Here is a 16,103-nt window from a genome sequence, read left to right as displayed (position 1 = left end):
GTCCTGGACAGTGGCAGCGGCCGGAGCAGCAGCCGGGGCCGCAGGGGCCTCGGCAGCAGCAGGTTTTTCAGCGGCAGGTGCGGGTGCAGCAGCGGCAGCCGGGGCTGGCGCAGGGGCCGCATCAGCGGCGCCTTCGATTTCCAGTTCCAGCAGTTCGTCGCCTTCTTTCAGGCGGTCGCCCAGCTTCACTTTCAGGCTCTTGACCACGCCGGCCTTGGGAGCAGGGATTTCCATGCTCGCCTTGTCCGACTCCAGGGTCAGGATGCTCTGGTCGGCTTCGACGGTGTCGCCGACCTTCACAAACAGCTCGATTACTTCACCTTCACCGCTGCCGATGTCAGGTACGCGAATGAGTTCGCTCACAAAAAATCTCCTCAGCAGTCCAGTGGGTTGCGTTTTTCCGGGTTGATCCCGAACTTGACGATAGCGTCAGCCACCACCTTAGGTTCGATCTCACCACGGTCAGCCAAGGCTTCCAGGGCTGCCAACACCACGAAGTGACGGTCAACTTCGAAGAAGTGACGCAGCTTTTTGCGGCTGTCACTGCGGCCGAAACCGTCGGTGCCCAGGACTTTGAATTCCTTGGACGGGACCCACTGGCGAATCTGTTCAGCAAACAGCTTCATGTAGTCGGTAGAGGCAATGACTGGACCTTTACGGCCGGCCAGGCACTCTTCGACGTAGCTCTTGGCTGGTTTCTGACCTGGGTGCAGGCGGTTGTTGCGCTCGACTGCCAGGCCGTCGCGACGCAGTTCGTTGAAGCTGGTAACGCTCCACACGTCAGCGCCGACGTTGAACTCTTCACGCAGGATCTTCGCCGCTTCACGCACTTCACGCAGGATGGTGCCGGAGCCCATCAGCTGCACGTGGTGCGCCGCTTCCTTGGTGTCTTCTTCGAGCAGGTACATGCCCTTGATGATGCCTTCCTCAACACCGGCCGGCATGGCTGGCTGCTGGTAGGACTCGTTCATCACAGTGATGTAGTAGAAAACGTCCTGCTGCTCTTCGGTCATCTTCTTCATGCCGTCCTGGATGATCACCGCCAGCTCATAGCCGTAGGTTGGATCAAAGGTGCGGCAGTTCGGGATGGTGGCAGCCAGGATGTGGCTGTGACCGTCTTCGTGTTGCAGGCCTTCGCCGTTCAGCGTGGTCCGGCCGGCGGTGCCGCCGATCAGGAAGCCACGGGTACGGCTGTCGCCTGCTGCCCATGCCAGGTCGCCGATACGCTGGAAGCCGAACATCGAGTAGAAGATGTAGAACGGCAGCATCGGCTGGTTGTGGCTGGAGTACGAAGTACCGGCAGCGATGAAGGAGCTCATGGCGCCCGCTTCGTTGATGCCTTCTTCGAGGATCTGGCCCTTCTTGTCTTCCTTGTAGAACATCACCTGGTCTTTATCGACTGGCTCGTAGAGCTGGCCGACGGAGGAGTAGATGCCCAACTGACGGAACATGCCTTCCATACCGAAGGTACGGGCTTCGTCCGGGATGATCGGGACGATGCGCGAACCGATTTCCTTGTCCTTGACCAGCTGCGCCAGGATGCGCACGAAAGCCATGGTGGTGGAGATTTCACGGTCGCCCGAGCCGTCCAGGATAGCCTTGAGGGTATCGAGTGGCGGAGTCGGGATGTCGAAAGACTTGGCGCGGCGCTGTGGCACGAAACCGCCCAGTGCAGTGCGACGCTCGCTGAGGTAGCGGGCTTCGGCGCTGTTTGGCTCCGGCTTGAAGAACGGCAGGTTTTCCAGCTCTTCATCCTTGACCGGGATGTCGAAGCGATCGCGGAACAGCTTCAGGCTTTCAACATCAACTTTCTTGGTGTTGTGCGCAGTGTTCTTCGCTTCGCCGGCACCGGTGCCATAACCTTTGATGGTCTTGGCCAGGATGACAGTCGGTTGTTCTTTGTGGTTGACCGCTTCGTGGTACGCCGCGTAGACCTTGTACGGGTCGTGGCCGCCACGGTTGAGTTTCCAGATCTCGTCGTCGGACAGGTCTGCAACCATTGCCTTGAGTTCAGGCGTGTTGAAGAAGTGTTCACGTACGAACGCGCCGTCTTTGGCTTTGTAGTTCTGGTACTCGCCGTCGATGACTTCGTCCATGCGACGTTGCAGGATACCGTCGACGTCCTTGGCCAGCAGTGGGTCCCAGAAACGGCCCCAGATGACTTTGGTCACGTTCCACTGAGCACCGCGGAACACGCCTTCGAGTTCCTGGATGATCTTGCCGTTGCCGCGAACCGGGCCGTCGAGGCGCTGCAGGTTGCAGTTGATGACGAAGATCAGGTTGTCGAGCTTCTCGCGGCCAGCCAGGGAGATAGCGCCCAGGGATTCCGGCTCGTCACACTCGCCGTCGCCCAGGAAGCACCAGACTTTCTGCTTGCCTTCAGGGATGAAACCACGGGCTTCCAGGTACTTCATGAAGCGTGCCTGGTAGATCGCCTGGATCGGGCCAAGGCCCATGGATACTGTCGGGAACTGCCAGAAATCAGGCATCAGCCAAGGGTGCGGGTACGACGACAGGCCGTTACCGTCCACTTCCTGGCGGAAGTTGTTCATGTGTTCTTCGGTGATGCGGCCTTCCATGAACGCACGGGCATAGACGCCTGGCGAGGTGTGGCCCTGGAAGTAGATCAGGTCGCCGCCGTGTTCGTCGGTCGGGGCCTGGAAGAAGTAGTTGAAGCCGATGTCATACAGGGTTGCGCTGGAAGCGAAGCTGGAGATGTGACCGCCCAGGTCAGAATCTTTCAAGTTCGTGCGCATTACCATCGCCATGGCGTTCCAACGTACCAGCGAGCGAATGCGGCGTTCCATGAACAGGTCGCCAGGCATGCGTGCTTCGTGGGTAACGGGGATGGTGTTGCGGTATGGCGTGGTGATGGCGTAAGGCAATTGCGAGCCGCTGCGGGTCGCGAGTTCGCCCATACGGGTCATCAAATAATGAGCACGGTCTTCGCCTTCTTTGTCGAGAACCGATTCCAGGGCGTCCAGCCATTCCTGGGTTTCGACGGGATCGAGGTCTTGCATGGCTTGCTCCAGGGCGGAAAGGCTACCAGAATCGGTTGCCTGAAGTTTGCGACTGGCCTTGTGGGCAGACGACATAAATTCTTGGATGGCCGAAGGTTGCTTCGGCGTCCTGTAGTTTTACTACAAATCGTCGGCCATTTCAGCCTTTCGAATGTATATACGAGTAGTAAAACTACACAAGACTGAGCGTATGGCTCGGTCTGGCTGGTGAGCATAATCGTTATTGTTGATCATTTGCGAACAAGAAAAGGTGAAAGTTTGATGCTGGCTGCCAAGATGAAATTAATTTCAGCTATTTCTAACCTTTGTTCGACAGTCCTTCACCAAGCGTGGTTCTTGCCTTCACAACCACATGCCTTTCGCGCGCCGATCAAGGATAGACCATGAGCCTTCCAACGCTGGCCGAACTGCCGGCCATTCTCTTGCCTTTTGCCCAGCGGGCCGAGCAGTCATTTCGTGACGCAGTGGCCGCGCTGGACGCCGATCATGGACTTTCTGCGTGGACGCCGCAACGGTGGGCCGACTTTGCCCGGGTGTGCGCCGCCAGTGATTTCGTCATTGAACAGAGTGTTCGTGACCCTTTGATGTTGCTTGAGCTGGTGGCCTGGGGCGAGCTGGACCGCGGCTTTGCGCCCGGTGAGCTGTGCAGTCAGATCGCCGGTGCCGTGCAACAGGCCGAAACAGAAGATGAGTTGGGCCGGGTGCTGCGCCGCCAACGCACGCGTCAGCAAGTGCGCATTATCTGGCGCGACCTGACCCGACAGGCGGACCTGGTGCAGACCTGTCGCGACCTTTCCGACATGGCCGACGCCAGCATCGACCAGGCTTACCAGTGGCTGTACCAGCGCCACTGCGTACAGTTCGGCACGCCCACTGGCCGGCGCAGCGGCGAAGCCCAGCACATGGTCATCCTCGGCATGGGCAAGCTCGGCGCGGTGGAGTTGAACCTGTCGTCGGACATCGACCTGATCTTCGCCTACCCCGAAGGCGGCGAAACGGTCGGCGTGAAGCGCGCCTTGGACAACCAGGAGTTTTTCATTCGCCTTGGTCAAAAATTGATCAAGGCGCTCGACCCGATGACGGTCGATGGTTTTGTCTTCCGTGTCGACATGCGCTTGCGCCCCTACGGTTCGGCCGGTGCGCTGGTGCTCAGCTTCAATGCGCTGGAGCAGTACTACCAGGATCAAGGCCGCGACTGGGAACGCTACGCCATGATCAAGGCGCGCGTGGTGGCCGGCGACCAGGTGGCCGGCGCGCAATTGCTGGATATGCTGCGCCCGTTCGTTTACCGCCGTTACCTGGATTTTTCTGCGATTGAAGCATTGCGCACCATGAAACAGCTGATCCAGCAGGAAGTGCGGCGCAAGGGCATGGCCGAGAATATCAAGCTGGGCTCGGGCGGCATCCGCGAGGTGGAATTTATCGCCCAGGCGTTCCAGTTGATCCACGGTGGCCGCGACCTGAGCCTGCAGCAGCGGCCGTTGCTGATGGTGCTCGGCACGCTGGAAGGCCAGGGCTACTTGCCGCCTGCGGTGATCGCGGAGTTGCGCAATGGTTATGAGTTCCTGCGTTATACCGAGCACGCGATCCAGGCGATTGCCGACCGTCAGACGCAAATGCTGCCGGACAGCCCCGAAGATCAGGCGCGCATTGCCTTTATGCTGGGCTTTGCCGACTGGGCCGCGTTCCATGAGCGCCTGATGTACTGGCGTGGCCGGGTGGACTGGCACTTCCGTCAGGTGATTGCTGATCCTGACGAAGAAGAAGGCGAAGAAAGCGAGCTGGTGGTGGGCGGGGAGTGGTTACCGTTGTGGGAAGAGTCCCAGGACGAAGACGCCGCTTGTCGCCAACTGGCCGAGGGTGGTTTTACTGACGCGTCCAAAGCCCTCAAAGCCCTGGCTGGCCTGCGTGGCAGCCCGCAGTTGCGCGCCATGCAGCGCCTCGGTCGCGAGCGGCTCGACGCCTTTATCCCGCGCCTGCTGGCCCAGGCCGTCGAGCACGCCAACCCGGACCTGGTGCTCGAGCGCGTGCTGCCGCTGGTGGAGGCTGTGGCGCGACGTTCTGCTTACCTGGTGCTGCTGACCGAAAACCCCGATGCCCTGCGCCGCTTGTTGACGCTGTGCGCCGCCAGCCCGTGGATTGCCGAGCAAATCACGCGCTTCCCGCTGCTGCTCGATGAGTTGCTCAACGAAGGCCGCCTGTTCAAGCCACCTTTGGCGCCGGAGCTCGCCGCTGAGCTGCGTGAGCGCCTCACACGCATCCCCGAAGATGACCTTGAACAACAGATGGAGGCCTTGCGTCACTTCAAACTGGCCCACCGCCTGCGTGTAGCCGCTTCGGAAATTGCCGGCAGCCTGCCGTTGATGAAGGTCAGCGACTATTTGACCTGGCTCGCCGAAGCTATCCTCGAACAAGTGCTGGCCCTGGCCTGGCGCCAGACGGTCGCCCGTCATGGCTCACCGCAGCGCGTGGACGGCAGCCTGTGCGACCCGGGGTTCATCATTGTGGGTTACGGGAAAGTCGGCGGCATCGAGCTGGGGCATGGCTCGGACCTTGACCTGGTGTTCATCCACGACGGTGATCCCCAGGCCGAGACCGATGGCGCCAAACCCATCGACGGCGCGCAGTTCTTTACGCGTCTGGGCCAGCGGATCATTCACCTGCTCACCACCCAGACCAACTCCGGCCAATTGTATGAAGTGGACATGCGCCTGCGACCTTCCGGCGCCTCCGGTTTGCTGGTCAGCTCGTTGGGGGCGTTTGAGCGCTACCAGGAAAATGAAGCCTGGACTTGGGAGCATCAGGCCCTGATCCGCGCGCGGGTGCTGGTGGGCAGTCAGGATGTGGGCCATGCGTTCGAGCAGGTACGCGCTAACGTACTGGGGCGTGAACGTGACTTGGCGAAGCTGCGCCAGGAGGTCAGCGAGATGCGCGCCAAGATGCGCGATAACCTGGGCACCAAGGCGACGGCTGCCGGGACGGGGGCGAACGCCTTCGAGCCGACGACCGTGTTCGACCTCAAGCAAGACGCCGGTGGTATCGTCGATATTGAATTTATGGTGCAATACGCGGCTTTGGCGTGGTCTGCGCAACATCCATCGTTGCTGCGCTATACCGACAATATCCGCATTCTGGAAGGCCTGGAGCAGGTCGGGCTGATGCCCGCTGCCGATGCCCATCTGCTGCGGGAGGTGTATAAGGCCTACCGTTCCGCTGCGCACCGCCAGGCCTTGCAAAACGAGGCCGGCACGGTAGCCGGGGATCAGTTCGCCGACGAACGGCGCCAGGTGATGCGAATCTGGAATGAACTGGGGTTAAGCTGAAACTCGATTAAATGTGGGATGCCAATCTAATGTGGACACACAGCTTTGTGTGGGAGCCGGGCTTGCCCGCGATGCAGACGCCTCGGTTTATCAGTGATACCGAGTTGATGCCTTCGCAGGCAAGCCAGCTCCCACACAAGCCAGCTCTGACACAAAGTGGCTACCGTGACCTACAGTAAATAACGATGCGGGGAGGCATAAGCCTCCCCGCATCGTTTGTGGAAACTACATGAATATTCTGATCGTTGGGCCTAGTTGGGTCGGTGACATGGTGATGGCGCAGACACTGTTCCAGTGCCTCAAGCAACGTCATCCCGACTGCCAAATCGACGTGCTCGCCCCTGAGTGGAGCCGGCCGATCCTCGAGCGCATGCCCGAAGTGCGCACGGCCTTGAGCTTCCCGCTCGGCCATGGCGCCCTTGAATTGGCGACGCGCCGACGCATCGGTAAATCCATGGTCGGCCAGTACGACCAGGCGATTTTGCTGCCCAACTCGCTCAAGTCGGCGTTGGTGCCGTACTTTGCCGGCATCCCCAAGCGTACCGGCTGGCGCGGCGAGTTTCGCTACGTGTTGCTTAATGACGTGCGCACCCTCGACAAGGCGCGCTACCCGCTGATGATCGAACGTTTCATGGCGCTGGCCTACGAGCCCGGCGCCGAGTTGCCCACGCCGTACCCGCGCCCGAGCCTGCAGATCGATCCGGTGAGCCGTGACGCGGCGCTGGCCAAGTTCGGCCTGGCGCTTGACCGTCCAGTGCTGGCGCTGTGCCCCGGCGCCGAGTTTGGCGAGTCCAAGCGCTGGCCGTCGGAGCATTACGCCAAAGTCGCCGAGATGAAGATTCGCGAAGGCTGGCAGGTGTGGCTGTTTGGTTCGAAGAAGGATCACCCGGTCGGCGAAGACATTCGCCAGCGCCTGATCCCCGGCCTGCGTGAAGAAGCGGTGAACCTCAGTGGCGACACGTCGCTGGCCGAGGCTATCGATTTACTCTCCTGCGCCGATTCGGTGGTGTCCAACGACTCCGGCCTGATGCACGTGGCGGCCGCGCTGAACCGCCCCTTGGTGGCGGTGTATGGCTCGACGTCGCCCGGTTTCACCCCGCCTTTGGCCGACAAGGTTGAGGTGGTGCGCCTGGGCCTGGATTGCAGCCCGTGCTTTGAGCGTACCTGCCGTTTTGGCCATTACAACTGCATGCGTCAGTTGCTGCCGCAGCCGGTGAATGAAGCCTTGCAGCGGTTGCAGGGTTCCGCGGTCGAGGTTCGCTAGTTTGCGCGTATTGGTAGTCAAGACCTCATCCTTGGGCGATGTGATCCACGCCTTGCCGGCACTGACCGACGCGGCGCGGGCGATCCCTGGCATCCGCTTTGACTGGGTGGTGGAAGAAGGCTTTGCCGAGATTCCCACCTGGCACCCAGCCGTGGACAAAGTGATCCCGGTGGCGATTCGTAGCTGGCGCAAGAACATCTGGCAAACCATCAAGAGCGGTGAATGGCGGCGCTTCAAGCAGAGCGTGCAGTCGACCAAGTACGATTTGGTGATCGATGCCCAGGGGCTGCTCAAAAGCGCCTGGCTGACGCGCTATGTACGCGCGCCGGTGGCCGGTTTTGATAAGAATTCTGCCCGTGAACCGATGGCTGCGCGTTTCTACTCGCGCCGGCTGGCCGTGGCCCGTGGGCAGCATGCAGTAGAACGCTTGCGCCAGCTGTTCGCCGTGGCGTTGGGTTATGACTTGCCCAAAGGCCTGGGCGATTACGGCCTGAGCGTCGACAAGTTGCTCGGCCTGCCGCCGAAAAAACCCTTTGTACTGCTGCTGCATGGCACCACCTGGGACACCAAGCACTGGCCCGAAGCCTACTGGCGTGAGCTGGCCGAACGCATGGGCCGCCTGGGTGTGGACGTGAAGTTGCCATGGGGCAATGCCGCCGAAAAGGCCCGCGCCGAGCGTCTGGCCCAAGGCCTGCAAAACGCCGAAGTGCTGCCCAAACTCAACCTGGCCGGCGTCGCCCGTGTGCTGGCCGGTGCCCGCGCCTGTGTGGCGGTGGACACGGGCCTGGGCCACTTGGCCGCTGCGCTGGACGTGCCGACCATCTCCCTGTTCGGCCCCACCAACCCGGGCCTGACGGGCGCCTACGGCAAAGGCCAGATTCACTTGGCCAGCGACTTCCCATGCGCACCGTGCCTGCAAAAAAACTGTACTTATCAACCGACGGCCGACGACCTGCGTCGGTTCGACATCACGCGCGAGTCGCCCCTGTGCTTCACGCGCTTGAACCCTGAGCGTGTGGCAAACCGACTGAGCACGTTGTTATTGGCTGAGGAGCTGCACTGATGCAACTGGCTTTTGTTTTGTACAAATATTTCCCCTTCGGTGGCCTGCAGCGCGACTTCATGCGCATCGCCCTGGAGTGCCAGCAGCGCGGCCATACGATCCGGGTCTACACGCTGATCTGGGAAGGCGAGATTCCGCCCGGCTTTGAAGTGCTGGTGGCGCCGGTCAAGGCGTTCTTCAACCACCGGCGCAACGAGAAACTGTTGGCCTGGATGGAAGCCGACCTGGCCAAGCGCCCGGTGGACCGTTTGATCGGTTTTAACAAAATGCCCGGCCTGGACGTGTACTACGCCGCCGACGGCTGCTTTGAAGACAAGGCGCAAAACCTGCGTCACTCGCTGTACAAAAGCTTTGGCCGTTACAAGCACTTTGCCGAGTACGAACGTGCGGTGTTCGCCAAAGACGCCAAGACCGAAGTGTTGATGATCTCCGAAGTGCAGCAACCGCTGTTCATCAAGCATTACGACACGCCGCTGGAGCGCTTCCACCTGCTGCCGCCGGGCATTGCCCAGGACCGCCGCGCGCCGCCAAATGCGGCCGAAATCCGCGAAGGTTTCCGCAAGGAGTTCAACCTGCGCGACGACGAGTTGCTGCTGGTGCAAATCGGTTCCGGCTTCAAGACCAAAGGCGTCGACCGCAGCCTCAAGGCCGTGGCCGCTTTGCCTGCCGAACTTAAAAAACGCACGCGCCTGTTTGTAATCGGCCAGGACGACCCCAAAGTATTCCAGTTGCAGAGCGCCACGTTGGGGCTGGGCGATAACGTGCAGTTCCTCAAGGGCCGCAGCGATATCCCGCGTTTCCTGCTGGGCGCCGACCTGTTGATTCACCCGGCGTACAACGAAAATACCGGTACCGTGTTGCTCGAAGCCCTGGTGGCCGGGTTGCCGGTGCTGGTCTCGGCGGTGTGTGGGTATGCCCACTACATTGGCGAAGCCGACAGCGGGCTGGTGCTGGATGAGCCGTTTGAACAAGCGCAGCTCAACCAGTACCTCACGCACATGCTTACCGACACTGCACAGCGCGCGGCCTGGGGCCGTAATGGTTTGGCCTTCGCCGAGACGGCCGACCTCTACAGCATGCCGCAGCACGCGGCAGATGTGATTCTGGCGGAGCCGAAACGATGAAGTTGATTCTTGCCGAACCGTTCAAGACCTTATGGGCCGGGCGTGACGCCTTTGCCGAAGTCGAGAAACTGCAAGGCCAGGTATTTCGTGAACTGGCGGCGCGTCGCACCTTGCGTACCGAGGTGGAGGGCCGCCCGTATTTCGTGAAAATCCACCGTGGCATCGGTTGGGGCGAGATCTTCAAGAACCTGATCACCGCCAAGCTGCCGGTGCTGGGTGCCGGCCTGGAATGGTCGGCCATCCACCGCTTGCAGGAACTGGGTGTGCCGACCATGACCGGCGTGGCCTTCGGTGAAAAAGGCAGCAACCCGGCCGACCAGCACTCGTTCATCATCACCGAAGAACTGGCCCCGACCATCAGCCTGGAAGACCTGACCGTCAACTGGGTGGCCGAGCCGCCGGCACCGGCATTGCGCCATGCGCTCACCGCTGAACTGGCGCGCATGGTCGGCGACATGCACCGTGGCGGCGTCAATCACCGCGACTGCTACCTGTGCCACTTCCTGCTGGATACGTCCCGGCCGATCGATGCGCGCACCATCAAGCTTTCAGTGATCGACCTGCACCGTGCCCAATTGCGTGCCCATCTGCCGCTGCGCTGGCGCGACAAGGACTTGTCCGCGCTGTACTACTCGGCGCTGGACATCGGCCTGACTCAGCGCGACAAACTGCGCTTTCTCAAAGGCTACTTCCGCCAGCCGCTGCGCCAGATCCTGGCCGAGCAGTCGGCGTCCCTGAGCTTGTTGCAGCGCAAGGCCGACAAGCTGTATGCGCGCAAGCAACGCCTGGGGGATGCGATCTGATGGCGGGTTGGAACCTGGAACCTGCTTACGCCGCCCTGGCGGATGACTTTGGTAGCCTGGAGGCGGTGTTTGCCTTGCAGGGTGAGCGACTGACGCGCGACCCCTTGTCGGAAGTGATTCGGGTGGAGCGTGGCGGGGTCAATTACTACGTCAAACGCTACGTAGGCGCCGGCAAAGGCTTGCGCCGTTACCTGGGCAAACCTCGGGTGAAGTCCGAATGGCAGAACCTCAAGCGCTTCGCCAAGTGGGGGATTCCCACCGCCGACGTGGTGGCCTGGGGCCTTGAGCGCAAGGGTTTGGCCTATGCGCGCGGGGCGATGATTACCCGCGAGCTGCCCAAGACCGAAGACCTGTCGGTGCTGGCCGATCGTAACGATCCGTGCTTGAAAGACCCCCAGTGGGTCAACGTGATCAGCCGTCAGCTCGCCGAATACACGCGCACGATGCACGAACACCGCTTTACCCATAACGACTTGAAGTGGCGCAACCTGCTGGTTGACGATAACCGTACGCTGTACCTGATCGATTGCCCCAACGGCGATTTCTGGCGCGGTTTCTGGCTCAAGTACCGTATTACCAAGGACCTGGCCTGCCTGGATAAAGTCGCCAAGTATCACTTGTCGGCCACCCAGCGCCTGCGTTTCTACATGCAATACCGCCAACGCACGCACCTGACGACTTCGGACAAACAGCGAATCCGTCACGTGGTGAAGTTTTTCGAGGGGCGCGAATGACTGATTTCCTGGCGGCCGATGATCGCGCATTGCTTGCGCGCCACGGCCTGGCTGACTTCGACGCGCTGTGGGCCAGGCAACTGGACGCGGTGGATGAACCCAATACCAGCGACGGCGGCTGGAGCAGCGTGTTTCGCCTGGAGCTTGATGGCCAGGGTTACTACCTCAAGCGCCAGAGCAACTACCTGACGCGCACGCTCAGCAAGCCGTTTGGCGAGCCGACGTTTGCCCGCGAGTTCCGTAATATCAGCCGCTACCGGAAGCTGGGCATTCCGGCGTTGCAGGCGGCGTTTTTCGGTGAGCGCAAGGTTGAAGGCGAGCGCCGCGCGATGTTGCTGACCCGAGCCCTGGACGGCTGGAATGACCTGGATTCACTGCTCGAACAATGGCCGCAGCTGAGTGACGACCAGCACCGTGCGATCTTGCTGGCCTGTGGTCAGCTGGCGCGCCACCTGCACAGCGTAGGGCAAGTGCATGGCTGTTTTTACCCCAAGCATATTTTCCTGCAACCGCTCGGAGACGGTTATGCCGCGCAGTTGATCGACCTGGAGAAAACCCGCCCGCTGCTGTTCGGCCGGCGTGATCGGATCAAGGACCTGGAGCCGTTGCTGCGCCGCGCGCCGCAGTGGTCGGATGCGCAAGTGCGGCAACTGCTGGCGGCGTATCTGGACCAGCCTGAAGACAGTGCGCTGGTGGGCGCCTGGTTCGAGCGCCTGACGGCCCGGCGCAGCCACAAGGAGAAGCGCTGATGCGCTTGTCCGAACTGAAAAAAGCCGGCCGCACGCCTGAGCTGCCGCTGACCCTCGAGTTGGCCGACGCCGCAGGCACCGGCCAGCTGCAACTGCTTAACCTGTTGCGCGTGTTGCCGGGCGAACGCTATGTGGGCGCCGCCGTCTGGCGCGGCCGTCCGGTGTTGGCCAAATTGCTGGTGGGCAGCAAGGCGGCGCGGCATTTTCAGCGTGAACTCAGCGGCGTGCGCCTGCTGGCCGAGCAGGGCCTGACCACGCCACAGTTGCTGGCCGATGGCTTGCAGGAAGGCGAGGGCGGCTGGCTGCTGTTTGAGTTTATCGAAGGCGCCGAAAGCCTTGCCGATGCCTGGCAGGCGGTCGAAGGGTTGCCGCCTTTGGCGGACGAGCAAACGGCTGTGCTCGCAGAGGCGTTGGGCGCAATTGCGCAGATGCACGCCAAAGGCCTGTGGCAAGAAGACCTGCACCTGGACAACCTGCTGCGCCAGGACGGCAAGCTGTACCTGATTGATGGCGCCGGGATTCGTGTTGAAGCGGCGGGCAAGCCGTTGTCGCGCAACCGGGTGCTGGAAAACCTTGGCGTGTTCTTCGCCCAGTTGCCGAAAAACCTCGAGCCGTTCACCGAAGAGTTGCTGGTGTACTACCTGCTGGGCAACGGCGAGCACGCCTTGCCGCTGCAAGCCCTGGAAAAACAGGTGCGCAAGGTCAGCGCCTGGCGCTTGAAAGACTTTTTGAACAAGGTCGGCCGTGAATGCACGCTGTTCAGCGTGGTGCGTGGCGCCTTTGCCTTGCGTGCGATTCGTCGTGAGGAAGAGGCGGCAATGCTGCCGGTGCTGGAGCAGGCCGACGCGCTGCTCGACCAAGGCCATTTGTACAAAACCGGTGGTGCGGCCACCGTCGCCAAGGTCGAAGCGGGCGGGCGGCCACTGGTGATCAAGCGCTATAACATCAAGGGGTTTGCCCATTGGCTCAAGCGCTTCTGGCGCCCCAGCCGGGCCTGGCATTCGTGGCGCGAGGGCAACCGCCTGGCGTTCCTTGGCATCGCCACGCCCAAGCCGCTGGCGGTGTTGGAAAAACGCTTTTTGTGGCTGCGCAGCCGGGCTTACCTGGTGACTGAATACCTGCCGGGGCCGGACATCATCGAGCGTTTTGCGCCGTATGTTGAGAAAGGCGATGCGCCCGAGAATGAACTGCTGGCCCTGGACCACTTGTTCGCCGAGCTGATCCGCGAGCGCATCAGCCATGGTGATTTCAAGGGCCATAACCTGTTCTGGGCCGAGGATCGCTGGGCGTTGATCGACCTGGACGCCATGTGTCAGCACAGCTCGGTCGCAAGCTTCGCGCCGGCGTTCGCCAAGGACCGCGCGCGGTTTATGCGTAACTGGCCTGAGAGCAGTGCGCTGTACCAGCTTATAGATCAGCGTTTGCCCAAACAGGTGCAATGATCGTTCCCACGCTCAGCGTGGGAATGCCGCCCCGGACGCTCTGCGTCCCGCTCCTCAAGCCCCGTGCAAGGTGACGCGGAGCGTCACGGGATGCATTCCCACGCGGAGCGTGGGAACGATCAGTCCGATACTCAGAACTGGTATTCAGCCCCGGCCCCCGCATACCACGACCTTCCCGGCGCCGCTTCGTAGTAACGGAAGTTGCCGTCCCCAACAATTACCGAACCGACATACTGGCGATCCAGCAAGTTATCCAGGCGCACCGTCTGGTGAAAGGTCCAGTGCTCCACCTTTTGTTCGAAGCGCGCCCGCCAGTTGAACACGCTGTAGCCCGGTGCGGCGCGTTGCTGGTTGGTGTCTTCGACGTAGACCTTGCTGCGGTACATGCCTTCGAGGGCGGTGCTGACCCAGTCGCGGGGTTTCCAGTTCAGCTCGGCGAAGAGCGTGGTTTGCGGTACGCCGGGCAGGTAGTTGCCTTTGTCCACAGGCTTGCCGCCGCCCATGAAATCGCTGTCATAGGTGGCTTGCAGGCGGGTATAGGCGAGGTTGGTGCTCCATTGTTCCGAGAGCTGGCTTTCGATGCCCAGTTCGAAGCCTCGGCGCAAGGTGCGGCCGGCGTTCTGGTAGGTAGTGCGGCCGTCCTTGGATGACAGCACCACCAGTTCGTCGTCAGTGGTGATTTGAAACAGGGCCGCGTTGACACGCGTGTCCTGGCCTATCTTTGCCTTCAAGCCGACTTCAAATTGTTTGCTGACTGACGGCTTCAAGGCGAAGTTGAAGCCATTTGAAGTGGTCGAATACGCCGACTCGGCCTGGGTCGGGGTTTCGAAGCCTTTGCCCGCGCTCACATAGCCATGCAGGTCCGGCGTGAAGGCGTACATCACGCTGACCGAAGGCGTGTTCTTCTGGTAGGTCTTGCTGCCACTGTCATTGCCGTCGCTTGTGAAGTGGTCGTCCACCTCCATTTTCATGCTGCTGTGGCGCAGGCCGGCTTGCAGGGTCCAGTCGCCCAGCAGCCAGTTGGCTTGCACGAACGGGTCGATGCTGGTGGCGGTGTCGAGTTCGTCACGGCCCAGGGCGCCTTTGACACCGTGCACGCCGTCCAGGGTGTTGGAATAACCTTGGCGGTCATCCTGGCTGCGGTCGTAATCGAGGCCGGTGATCAGGGTCAGCTCGCCGGGGGCGCTGGTGATCGGTTGCAGCCAATGCACCGAACCGCCGTAGAATTTACGGTCGAAGTCCACCACGCCGCCGCGCTTGTCAGAGGCGGTGCCGCCTGGAATCGACAGGTACTGAATCACGCTCCTGCGGCCGGTGTACGCATTCACCTGCAGCGTGGCATCGCCGATGTAGCGTTCGTAATTCAGGCCCAACTGCTGATGATCGATGCTTTTTCGCGTGTTGTACTGCAATGCAGCCGGCGCTACCGAGCGCGGATCGGCCTTGTAGGCTGCCCAGCTTTGCCCAAGCGGATCCTGCGTGCCGTTTTGCTCCAGGCTGCTATAGATCAGCGCCAACTTGCTGTCTTCGTCCGGCTGGAAGTTGAGCTTGGCGAAGGTCTGGTCACGACGGGCGCTGCTGTGGTCGCGGTAGCCATCGGTGTCCATGCGTGAAGCGTCGAGCACAAAACCTGCGCCGTTCGCCGCGCCTTCGGCGGTGAGGTGGTTTTTGCTCATGCCGTCGCTGCCCACCAGGGTTTCGGCGCCGATGCGCGGCGGGCCTTCGCCGTCGCGGGAAAACATCTGGATCACGCCGCCGGCATTGCTGCCATACAAGGTGGCGGCCGGGCCGCGCAGCACTTCAATGCGCTCGGCGGTGTCGAGGTTGAAGGTGGCCGCCTGGCCCTGGCCGTCCGGAGTGCTGGCCGGGATGCCGTCGGCGATCAACTTGAGGCCGCGTACGCCAAACGCCGAGCGCGCGCCGAAGCCGCGCGAGGAGATCTGCAGGTCCTGAGCATAGTTCTGGCGGTTTTGTACCACCAGGCCCGGTACGCGCGACAGGGCTTCGGAGGCGTTGATGCCGAGTTGGCCGTCGCTGATTTGCGCGTGGCTGATGCTGTCCACCGAGTACGGCAGGTCGAAAGTCGGGCTGGCGCTGCGCGAGCCGGTGACCACGCTGGGGTCGAGGACCAAAGTGGCATCGTCGGCCAGGACGGTGCTGCTCAAGCCGAGCAGCAGCAGGGCAAGGGGAACGGGTGGGGGTGTATTCATCGGGAAGCCGGATCAGTGGCGCGACGCAAGGGATAGACGTCGGCGCAAGAAAAGCGCGAGTTTAACGGCTCCCTCCTGCTTTTGCCGAAGAAGAAGACTCCTACGCCGTTTTGAGCTTCGAGTTATCTGTCAGTCGCCGGCCATAATGGTAGGTTCTCGCCTTTCCAACGATTAGAGGCAACCATGAAAGGCAAAAAAGCGAGCCTGTGGGTCTTGATAGGCGGGTTTCTGGTTCTGGGCGGCTGCGGCACCGTGACCACGGCGTTCCGTGAGGATGGCGACACGGTTCGAACGCTCAAGGCGAAAAAAACCTATTGTCAGTCTGTTCCGCGTATCTACAGCGGGGTGGTCTATGACCTCTGCGTACTGCA

The 16,103-nt window shown here is 61.5% G+C and carries 11 protein-coding genes and 1 pseudogene; 9 read left to right on the top strand and 3 right to left on the bottom strand.

Annotation, left to right across the window (positions count from 1 at the left end):
• Both FEM54_RS07620 and aceE read right to left on the bottom strand, forming a co-directional pair.
• Positions 1–363: biotin/lipoyl-containing protein (locus tag FEM54_RS07620; protein WP_338109333.1), on the bottom strand; the 363-nt coding region annotated here is incomplete at its 3' end.
• A gap of 11 nt (positions 364–374) precedes the next feature.
• The gene (gene aceE / locus FEM54_RS07615; RefSeq protein ID WP_017138519.1) at positions 375–3,020 is read right to left on the bottom strand and encodes a pyruvate dehydrogenase (acetyl-transferring), homodimeric type; all 2,646 of its coding nucleotides are present in this window, start codon (positions 3,018–3,020) and stop codon (positions 375–377) included.
• A 383-nt stretch (positions 3,021–3,403) separates the two neighbouring features.
• Here aceE and glnE point away from each other — a divergent pair, with 383 nt between their 5' ends.
• From glnE to FEM54_RS07575, 8 genes are all read left to right on the top strand, one after another.
• Positions 3,404–6,343, top strand: a complete 2,940-nt coding sequence (gene glnE / locus FEM54_RS07610; RefSeq protein WP_138450287.1) for a bifunctional [glutamate--ammonia ligase]-adenylyl-L-tyrosine phosphorylase/[glutamate--ammonia-ligase] adenylyltransferase — start codon at positions 3,404–3,406, stop codon at positions 6,341–6,343.
• A gap of 229 nt (positions 6,344–6,572) precedes the next feature.
• Positions 6,573–7,607 carry a lipopolysaccharide heptosyltransferase II gene (waaF, locus tag FEM54_RS07605; protein ID WP_017138516.1) on the top strand — a complete coding sequence of 345 codons (1,035 nt, stop codon included), beginning with the start codon at positions 6,573–6,575 and terminating at the stop codon, positions 7,605–7,607.
• Position 7,608: 1 nt separating this feature from the next.
• Positions 7,609–8,670: a lipopolysaccharide heptosyltransferase I gene (waaC, locus tag FEM54_RS07600; protein ID WP_138450285.1), complete on the top strand. Its 1,062-nt coding sequence runs from the start codon at positions 7,609–7,611 to the stop codon at positions 8,668–8,670.
• Positions 8,670–9,794: a glycosyltransferase family 4 protein gene (locus FEM54_RS07595; protein ID WP_138450284.1), complete on the top strand. Its 1,125-nt coding sequence runs from the start codon at positions 8,670–8,672 to the stop codon at positions 9,792–9,794. The genes waaC and FEM54_RS07595 overlap by 1 nt, the downstream gene beginning before the upstream one ends.
• Positions 9,791–10,597: a lipopolysaccharide core heptose(I) kinase RfaP gene (rfaP, locus tag FEM54_RS07590; protein ID WP_017138513.1), complete on the top strand. Its 807-nt coding sequence runs from the start codon at positions 9,791–9,793 to the stop codon at positions 10,595–10,597. Before FEM54_RS07595 ends, rfaP begins: the two co-directional genes overlap by 4 nt.
• Complete coding sequence (locus FEM54_RS07585) at positions 10,597–11,331, top strand: lipopolysaccharide kinase InaA family protein (RefSeq protein ID WP_138450282.1); 735 nt, start codon at positions 10,597–10,599, stop codon at positions 11,329–11,331. Before rfaP ends, FEM54_RS07585 begins: the two co-directional genes overlap by 1 nt.
• Positions 11,328–12,080, top strand: a complete 753-nt coding sequence (locus FEM54_RS07580; RefSeq protein ID WP_017138511.1) for a lipopolysaccharide kinase InaA family protein — start codon at positions 11,328–11,330, stop codon at positions 12,078–12,080. The genes FEM54_RS07585 and FEM54_RS07580 overlap by 4 nt, the downstream gene beginning before the upstream one ends.
• Positions 12,080–13,522, top strand: coding sequence for a lipopolysaccharide kinase InaA family protein (locus FEM54_RS07575; protein WP_138450280.1), 1,443 nt, complete (start codon positions 12,080–12,082; stop codon positions 13,520–13,522). The genes FEM54_RS07580 and FEM54_RS07575 overlap by 1 nt, the downstream gene beginning before the upstream one ends.
• A 131-nt stretch (positions 13,523–13,653) precedes the next feature.
• Here FEM54_RS07575 and FEM54_RS07570 read toward each other — a convergent pair whose 3' ends face one another.
• Positions 13,654–15,732 carry a TonB-dependent receptor family protein gene (locus FEM54_RS07570; protein WP_138450278.1) on the bottom strand — a complete coding sequence of 693 codons (2,079 nt, stop codon included), beginning with the start codon at positions 15,730–15,732 and terminating at the stop codon, positions 13,654–13,656.
• A 183-nt stretch (positions 15,733–15,915) separates the two neighbouring features.
• Here FEM54_RS07570 and FEM54_RS07565 point away from each other — a divergent pair.
• Positions 15,916–16,103, top strand: a pseudogene (locus tag FEM54_RS07565) (YceK/YidQ family lipoprotein); the annotation flags it as partial.

Origin of the sequence: Pseudomonas edaphica (assembly GCF_005863185.1) — a bacterium.
Lineage (GTDB): Bacteria > Pseudomonadota > Gammaproteobacteria > Pseudomonadales > Pseudomonadaceae > Aquipseudomonas > Aquipseudomonas edaphica.
This window is presented reverse-complemented; position numbering and strand designations above follow the sequence as displayed.